Raw genomic sequence first — 1,311 nt, forward strand, 5'->3', positions numbered from 1 at the left:
CACTGCTGGGCACTTAATCCCATCTGATTTTCAATTGTTTATAATTTAGTTCTTTGACATTTTTGTAATCGCAATCGGTAAGTATCTCTCTTACAGACGTTTTATCCAGTAGAGAAAAGCTCAAAATTTGTAGAATTTCGTAGATTGGACGGTTAACTTTCAATCTGTAAGCGACAATGGCAACCAGACAGTATGTTATGATGGCACAGTACACTTGTATCTTGACTGCATTCATCGTGGTGCCCCAAAAAGATTTTACTTTCAGGTGTTGCTTTATCCATTTGAAAAATAGTTCCACCTGCCAACGGTTCTTGTATAGCAAAGCAATTTCCTCTGCTGATAGTTCCATGTTGTTGGTGATGAACACAAATTCTCTGTCCAGTTCTTCATCGTAGTATTTAACCCGCCGGAGTTTGTCCGGATATGCTTTGAGCGATTTATACGTTTCAAGCATTCCAATCTGATCACATTTTATTCCGGTTGTTTTATCGACTTCACGGGAATACATTCTACGGAATCTCATATTATCTTTTGCACGTGTAACGAAGTAAGCACCACTGGTGTGAAGCTTATGCAAACGGGTGAAGTCAACATATCCTTTATCCATGATATAGAAACTTCCCTTTTCATAACTCAACTCATCCAGCATGTTTACGTCATGTACTTTAGCATTGGTTACCAGTACGATTGTCGGTATGGAAGTCTTTACATCATACAAGGTATGAAGTTTGATGCCTCCTTTGTGTTTCTTAAATTCCGCCCACCAAAAAACATTCAGACAAAGGTCTATGGTGGAGGAATCAAAGGCATAAACATTACCGTCAACTTTCACCTCGAAGTCATTTTTGTTGTAGCTATTACGGGCTTCCGCAATCAGGGTATAAGCAAATTCTTCGTAGATACGATAATCTCTATTCCGGTTTGCTTTCCCCAGATTGGTACGGCTAACTGTTGGACCGAATCCCAAGTGATAATACTTGTTCTTGTGTGCCTCAAGGCTGAGCATAAGGTCACGCATACTGTCTCGGGCGGTCAGTTGTCCGTAGATCATGCACAGCATCTGATTCCAACAGGTGAATGTTCTGATTTTCTTATTCCCGGAATACTTCTCTACCAAACGGTCAAAGACACGACGGGGAAGAAAATCTGTAAGTTGAGCGAAGATATATTTGCCTTGATTCATTGTTTTGAGCTTTTGGACAAAGCTAAAACAACTTTTCAATTCAAATCGTCACGCTACAAAAAGATACATAACTATGCGATTATCAAAGATTTCAAAGAACGATGTTTAATTTAAAGTGCCCACTAGTG

General features: G+C 39.4%; 1 protein-coding gene. It reads right to left on the bottom strand.

Annotated features, from left to right (window positions below):
* Positions 1 to 13 precede the first annotated feature (13 nt).
* Positions 14 to 1,183: an IS4 family transposase gene (locus EV202_RS14930; protein ID WP_131927618.1), complete on the bottom strand. Its 1,170-nt coding sequence runs from the start codon at positions 1,181 to 1,183 to the stop codon at positions 14 to 16.
* Positions 1,184 to 1,311: the final 128 nt, after the last annotated feature.

Source organism: Prevotella heparinolytica (assembly GCF_004342845.1).
GTDB classification, from domain to species: Bacteria; Bacteroidota; Bacteroidia; order Bacteroidales; family Bacteroidaceae; genus Bacteroides; species Bacteroides heparinolyticus.